We start from the raw sequence: 6520 nt of genomic DNA on the forward strand, positions 1-6520 counted from the left end.
GACAGGGGTAAGCTATCGAAGCAAGCCCTTTCCTGGGTGAAGAAAACCCGGCCAACACCTCTCGGGCTTTGCTGGAATTTCTCAGGGCTTAACCGGTTTTTTGCGCGACCGAAGGCGGCTGCGCCACTCCTCTACAAACGCCTGCTCCTGCAAAAAGTCTGGGCCTCCCACATCAAAGCCTGCCGAGAGCCTCAGGGCATTGGGCGGACAAACACACACGCAGGCCTGACACTGGATGCACTCCGTGGAAAGCACCCGCTGCCCTGCTTTAATATACTCTGGGATGCGAATATCCATCGGGCACATGGGAATACAGGCTTGCGATACACACTCCTGGCAAGCCTGGGCATCGCCTGCTACCTTGAGCAACGAGAAGCGCGCGGTCTGCTTGAAGATGGTGGGGTTGGGGCAAACATACTTGCAAAAAGCCCGGTTGTCTTTTAGCAAAACGGCCAGTGCGACGCCTACCGACCAGTAGAGCAAATTGCTGAGCACAAACCAATAGACGGCATCGTGGCCCAGGACACCTGCCCGATACCCCAGACCAAACCACAATCCCAGCACCAGCAGCAGGCTTACCCCAAATACCACGTAGCGACCATTACCCCATCTCGGGCCCAGATGGTTGGGGCTCTGGCGGTAGGGCAACTGGTCGAGAATTGCTGCCGTCCAGCAGGCCCAGCCGCACCAGACCCGCCCAAAGCCCAGCGGAATGAGTACTTTGCCCAGCAAATAGTGCATCACCGGGCCAATCAAAACCCCGCCCAGCAAGGCAAACCAAAGCCCTTCCAGCATGGAATTGCGTGCCAGCAGCAATGAAACATCAAACAATCCCAGGCCCACCACCAGCAAGGTGGGTCGCCGTATTTTGAGCAGGATTCTTTTTAAATTTTCGGTTTGCTCGTGGGTCATGGGCTATACCCTGAGTGTTTCCAGAATAGGTGTGTCACTGGGTCCAGCTCAGTCTTCGGTTGGGTACTGCCTGTGACCATACCGATTGACAAACGGCCTTACGGTTTTGAAAACCTTAAGGTGACGCAGTCCAAGCCTTCCGGGTAAAGCTTACGGACCCTCAATTACCAAACCATTACCTTGGATCGTGACGACACCGGCGAATTTTCTATCTGCCATTCCGCCAGGGTGTGAGGGTCAGTTCCAATCGCCCTAGCGTCCAGTCCAGCAACAAAGCCAGCAAGGCCACCCCAAACGCCCCTTGCACCACAAAGGCCAGGTTGCTTACGGCCAGCCCCGCAATGATCGGCACCCCCAGCCCGCCGCCGCCCACCAAAGGGGCCACGGTTGCGGTAGCCAGAATTAGCACCAGGCTGGTACGAATGCCCGCCAGAATCACCGGCAGCGCAAGCGGCAACTCTACCCGCCATAACAATTGAGGGCGGGAATAGCCCATACCCCTGGCAGCATCCAGCACATCGCTGGGCAGCGAGGCGAAAGCTTCCAGGCTGTTGCGTACCACCGGCAACAAGCCGTACAAGAACAAGGCCATCACCGCGCCGGCAGAGCCAAATCCGAAAAACGGCAGGGCCAGCACCAGTACAGCCACCGGCGGAAAGGTCTGCCCCACTGCCACAATATTCTCGGCCAGGGGTCGGAAGGCCGCCCCAGCGGGTCGGGTGACGAAGATCGCCAGTGGCAGTCCCACCAGGATGACCAGCGCACCCGCGCCTGCCGTGATGGCCAGGTGCTGCAGGGCGAGGTTCAGGAGGGTTTCACGCTCGAAGATGGGGCTGCGGGCACTGGGGAATAGGGTTGACAGCAGCCCTTGCCAGAAAGATTGCTGGGCAAACAAAACCAGCACCAAGCCCCAACCTACCAGCGGCACCAGGAGCGGGTGAGGCGATTTTTCCCGCCACGACACACGTGCTATGGTTCCTCCTCCGAGGCGGCGGCCAGCAGGGTTTCCAGCCGCACCACTCCGATCAACAGACCGACATCATCGGTCACACCCAGGCTGCGGAGGCCGTTGGCCAGAAGGGAGGAAAAAGCCTCGCGGGCCGAGACCGAGTGCTGGATGGTCGCCGAAGGGTGATGCCCGTCAGGCGGTTCCAACAGCCGACTCAGGGGGATTCGTGAAAGGCGCAGCAGGGTGCGTGAAGGCCCTAGAAAACCTTGAACAAAAGAGGTTCTGGGGCTCCGCAACAGCGCTTCTGGAGTGTCGTATTGTTCAACCTGACCAAGACTCATCAAGCAGATGCGATCTGAGATTTTGACCGCCTCATCCAGGTCGTGGGTGACAAATAGCACGGTCTTACGAAGCTCGCTTTGCAGCTTTTGAAATTCATCCTGCAAACGTTCGCGGGTAGGGGGGTCTACGGCACCAAAAGGCTCGTCCATCAGTAGCACCGGCGGGTCGGCGGCCAGTGCCCGGGCCAGACCCACCCGCTGGGCTTGCCCCCCCGAAAGCTCCCGTGGATAGCGGCCTGCAAACGTAGGGGGTTCCAGACCCACCAGCGCCAGCATTTCTCTGGCTCTGGTTTCGCGTTTTTCTTTTTTCCAACCCAGCAGGCGGGGAACTACCACAACATTCTCGAGCACACTCATATGCGGAAACAGTCCGATACTCTGGATCACGTAACCGATGCCCCGGCGCAGTTCAACTTCGTCCAGCCCTCGCACATCCCGATCGCCGATAAACACCGTGCCCTCGGTAGGTTCAATCAGCCGATTGACCGTGCGAAGCAGGGTGGTCTTACCGCATCCAGACGGCCCCAATAAAGTCACGAGCTGGCCTTCGGGAACCTCGAGGCTCACCCCCTTAAGCGCCTCGAAACCACCGTAGCGCATAACGATACTCTTGAACCGAATCAAGTCCCCACCCTCCGCCGCAGCAATCCGCCCGCAAAGCGCAGGGCCAGATCCACCAGCAAGGCCAGCGCAATAATCGGGACAGCGCCCAGCAAAACCATGTCCGGTGCACCTCCTTCCGCCCCGCGCAGAACGAAATAACCCAGCCCTCCCGCGCCAATCAGGGCCGCAACCGTGGTGATGCCGATGGTGAGCAAAGCCGCACCGCGAATACCTTCGAGCATCAGGGGCAGGGCCAACGGCAACTCGACCCGCCAGAATAGTTGTGCCGGGCTCATGCCCATGCCGCGCCCGGCGTCTTTTACTGCTTCGGGCACACTACGCAAGCCAGTATAGACATTGAGCACCACCGGCAGGAGCGCATAGAGGGTCAGGGCCAGCACGGCGGGGGCCGCCCCAATGCCGCGAATACCCGATTCTTGCAGGGGGGCCAGGAGCGCAATCCGCAACGGGTCTGGCCCCAGGAGATTGTTAAGCCAGACCCCGGCAATCGCCAGCGCCAGCAGGCCCAGCGGCAACACCAGCAGGACAGCCAACCCCCCGGAGAGCGCCCACAGCCAGCGAAAAGCGAACACCCCCACCCCCAGTAGAGCCAGCGCGACCTCGAGGTGCATGGCCTGCGAAACCCCGGCCAGCAGCGGCAACAAAAGGCCAAAAAGCGCCAGCGAAGGAATGGTCTGCAAAAATCCCATCGCCCCCAGTACCCAGCCATAGCGTGTACTGCTGGCTGCAAACACCCCCAGGGGCACCCCCACCGCAATGGCCAGGATCACCGCGCTACTGGAGAGCGAAAGGTGGCGCCAGAGCTCAGTGGCAAATTGGTTCCGCCAGGACTGGAACTCCAGGACTGGGCCGAGGAGGTTGAAAACCCCCAGCAGCAGCAAAACCGTCAACGCCAGCGGCGCAGAAAGCACCGCCCACCCCCGGCTTTCGCAGTACGCCGCGAAGTAGCCCACGTATAAGGCCAGCAGCGAGAGCCAGAAGCCGGCGGTGGCAGAGACTCGAGCACTCTCGGGCTGGTTGCTCAGCAAAGCGGCAGCTCCCTGCCCAACCAGCAACCCCCAGACCAGCAGGGTCATTCCCAGCAGCAATCCCCGCCAGTGCCCCCGAACCAATGCAATCCCAAACCAGAGGGTGAGTAGTACCCAGGGCCAGACACTCGGCCAGCCCCACACCCCGAAGGATTCACCGACTGCAATACGGCTGGGTTTGAGCTCGAGCCAGGGCAAGAGCAGTGCTAAAAACCCCAACCCAGCAGCCAGTAAGGCCACCGGGCTGGGGTTCAGGGATGCGCTTCGGGTCTTACCCTGAGCCCTGGGCTCTGGGCTCGACCCCCTCACCGGATGAAGTTTTTGGAACGCAAATAGGCCCGCGCCACTTCGGTGGGATTTTTACCACTAACCGCAACTTCGGCGTTGAGCTGGGAAAGGGCGGCCTCGTTGAGGGTGGCGAAGACCGGATTAATCAGGGTAGCGAGTTCAGGGAAGCGGTCAAAAACGGCCTTGCGCACCGTAATGGCCGGTTGATACACCGCCACCGCTCCTTGTGGGTCGGTCAGGGCCACCAGACCCAGCGCAGCAATCCCGCCATCGGTTCCATAGGCCATGGCCGCATTCACGCCGTTGGTGCGGCGGGCAGCGGCCTGTTGGGTCTGGGTGGTGTTGCCCCCGGGCAAAATCACCAGTTGCTCGGGCTTCATCTTGAAGCCGTAGACTCTCTCGAAGGCTTTGAGGGCATCGTCACGGTCTACAAATTCCTGACTGGCAGCCAGCCGCACCTGCGCACCGCTATTCACCCAGCGAGCAAAATCGGCCATGGTGCGGAGGTTATTTTGTTGGGCCAGGGCACGCGGAACCGCAATAGCCCAGGTGTTGTTGGCCGGGGCCGCATTAAGCCAGACGATGTTGTTTCTGGCATCGAGTTCTTTGGCCTTGGCAAAGCCCCTGGCTGCGTCGCGAGTCACCGCAGCAGCATCCTTGTTATCCTTGAAAAACACCCCCAGCGCCGTGCCGGTGTACTCGGGGTAGAGGTCAATCTCCCCCGAGGTGAGGGCTTTTCGCACCACATCGGTGGTGCCGGTGCTGCATTTGTCATTGACCCGAAAGCCGTTGGCCTCGAGGAGAATCTTGACCATCTGGCACAACACCGCACCTTCGGTATCAATCTTGGAGCCAACCGTGATGGGGCCTTTCTGGGCCAGGGCCATACCCAAACCCAGCGCGATCAGGAAAGCAAATACGCTCTTCATGCCTCTCTCCTTCCCACTCCCTGATGCCCTGCCTGGAGTGTCTTACGTTGCTACCATAACACGGGAAGCCAAGCAGTTTGTTGGCGAGATTACCTAAGACCCAACACGGCCAGGAAACGAAGCCTTAAGAACGTTTCGCCCAGGAATCAGCAACCAGATCACCCCTCCTGCCAGCTCCGTTCCTGCACCACGAGCCCAGCCTTCTCAGGGGGCTCCAGCCCCATCGGAATTTTAGAGCTTGTCCGTCACCAGTATCGTCCCGGTACCCGATAGCACCACCTCGCCTGCCGGACTGATGACGGTTCCCGCAAGGGAGACAAGTTCTCCCCGCAACTTCTCCTTGAACTCAACCCCCTGCACCACCCACTCCATCCGGTAGGGCTCATCGGCAAATACGGGTTTTTGAAACTTGAGGTTGAACTCTAACCCCAGCATGGCGGTGGTTCTGGAGAAATACGTTGCGGTGAGGGCCATAAAAATTGAAGCGGGCTGTGGCCCGCTGGCAATAATCCGTCCAAAGCGGGTCTTCCGGGCAGCTTCGGCATCATGATGGACGGGATTAAGGTCGCCTACTGCTCGAGCGAACTCGAGGATTTCCTGCTGGCTCAGGCAAAATTCCCCGCCAAAACGCTCCCCCACCCGAACCAGGTTCATGGTCTGCGTGCTACGGTCTTTTGGGGAACAGTTCCTCAGCCAACCGCGACAACTCCTCGATCTCGCGGGCCGTCCGCACGCCGGAATCGGAGCCCTCAAGCTGTACTCCTGCCCTGGCCTGGAGCGCCGCCCTCAGGCTCTGACCCCTGGTTACAGCCTCCACTGCACGTTCAGCAGCCTCTGCCGCTTTCTGCTCGGCCTGGCCGGCCCGCGACTCCGCGTTCTCCGCCCGCTGGCGGTTCACCTCACGCCCAAAGAAATAGCCCGCAGCCGCAAAGGCAATGGCCTCGACTCCGGCGAAGAGGTAGAGGGCCCGGCTCCAGGTGGCTTCGCTCGAGGTCAGCAGACTGAACATATAGATCACCAGTACTGCAAACCCCATCAGTGCAGCCACGCCGATCCAGATGGCCGCGCGATCCCTGCCGCTGGGTGAACTTTCCATAGGTTCTCCTTTCCCGGGGCTAAACATTAAAGAAGAAGGGGTCTTCGGCGATGGGCCGCAACCGCTGCGCTGGACTGTGGTCGTCGCCGTGCGGACGTTCCCACCGCTTGTGGGTGTGGTGGGCAGTTTTATTCATGGTTTGAACACCACTTTGATGCCCCGCCGGGTGACGGAGGTTCTGATGGCCTCGGGCCAGGCTTCCAGGCTGAATTTGTGGGTAACCATGGTCTCCACATCCGCCATCTCGGGCAGTAGTTTGACCGTCTGGGCAAAATCGTCCCAGCTATAAGCATAGCTTCCAGTCAGCCCAATCTCGCGGAACCAGTAGGGCGAAAAATCGTGGAAGGCCGTAG

General features: G+C 60.1%; 7 protein-coding genes and 1 pseudogene. All 8 read right to left on the reverse strand.

Annotated elements, in window-relative coordinates; all coding sequences use genetic code 11:
* Positions 1-81 precede the first annotated feature (81 nt).
* Positions 82-912: a 4Fe-4S binding protein gene (locus tag Q0288_RS06640; protein ID WP_299428965.1), complete on the reverse strand. Its 831-nt coding sequence runs from the start codon at positions 910-912 to the stop codon at positions 82-84.
* A gap of 208 nt (positions 913-1120) precedes the next feature.
* Positions 1121-1876, reverse strand: a complete 756-nt coding sequence (locus Q0288_RS06645) for an ABC transporter permease (RefSeq protein WP_299428967.1) — start codon at positions 1874-1876, stop codon at positions 1121-1123.
* A 5-nt stretch (positions 1877-1881) separates the two neighbouring features.
* A complete protein-coding gene (locus Q0288_RS06650; RefSeq protein WP_299428969.1) occupies positions 1882-2802 on the reverse strand; it encodes an ATP-binding cassette domain-containing protein in 921 nt (306 codons plus the stop codon).
* Between the two features lie 20 nt (positions 2803-2822).
* Entirely contained in the window at positions 2823-4163 is a 1341-nt protein-coding gene (locus tag Q0288_RS06655; RefSeq protein WP_299428971.1) for an ABC transporter permease, read from the reverse strand.
* Positions 4160-5071, reverse strand: coding sequence for an ABC transporter substrate-binding protein (locus Q0288_RS06660; RefSeq protein ID WP_299428973.1), 912 nt, complete (start codon positions 5069-5071; stop codon positions 4160-4162). The genes Q0288_RS06655 and Q0288_RS06660 overlap by 4 nt, the downstream gene beginning before the upstream one ends.
* A gap of 231 nt (positions 5072-5302) precedes the next feature.
* Positions 5303-5725, reverse strand: coding sequence for a MaoC family dehydratase (locus Q0288_RS06665; RefSeq protein WP_299428975.1), 423 nt, complete (start codon positions 5723-5725; stop codon positions 5303-5305).
* Between the two features lie 10 nt (positions 5726-5735).
* Positions 5736-6167, reverse strand: coding sequence for a hypothetical protein (locus Q0288_RS06670; protein ID WP_299428977.1), 432 nt, complete (start codon positions 6165-6167; stop codon positions 5736-5738).
* A 132-nt stretch (positions 6168-6299) separates the two neighbouring features.
* A pseudogene (locus Q0288_RS06675) lies at positions 6300-6520 on the reverse strand (alcohol dehydrogenase); the annotation flags it as partial.

Source organism: uncultured Meiothermus sp., from assembly GCF_937863175.1.
Lineage (GTDB): Bacteria > Deinococcota > Deinococci > Deinococcales > Thermaceae > Meiothermus.

What these genes read in the sequence shown, in the direction of transcription:
- Q0288_RS06640 (WP_299428965.1), bottom strand. Translation starts at nt 912, where the DNA reads ATGACCCACGAGCAAACCGAAAATTTAAAAAGAATCCTGCTCAAAATA.
- Q0288_RS06650 (WP_299428969.1), bottom strand. Translation starts at nt 2,802, where the DNA reads ATGCGCTACGGTGGTTTCGAGGCGCTTAAGGGGGTGAGCCTCGAGGTT.
- Q0288_RS06660 (WP_299428973.1), bottom strand. Translation starts at nt 5,071, where the DNA reads ATGAAGAGCGTATTTGCTTTCCTGATCGCGCTGGGTTTGGGTATGGCC.
- Q0288_RS06665 (WP_299428975.1), bottom strand. Translation starts at nt 5,725, where the DNA reads ATGAACCTGGTTCGGGTGGGGGAGCGTTTTGGCGGGGAATTTTGCCTG.
- Q0288_RS06670 (WP_299428977.1), bottom strand. Translation starts at nt 6,167, where the DNA reads ATGGAAAGTTCACCCAGCGGCAGGGATCGCGCGGCCATCTGGATCGGC.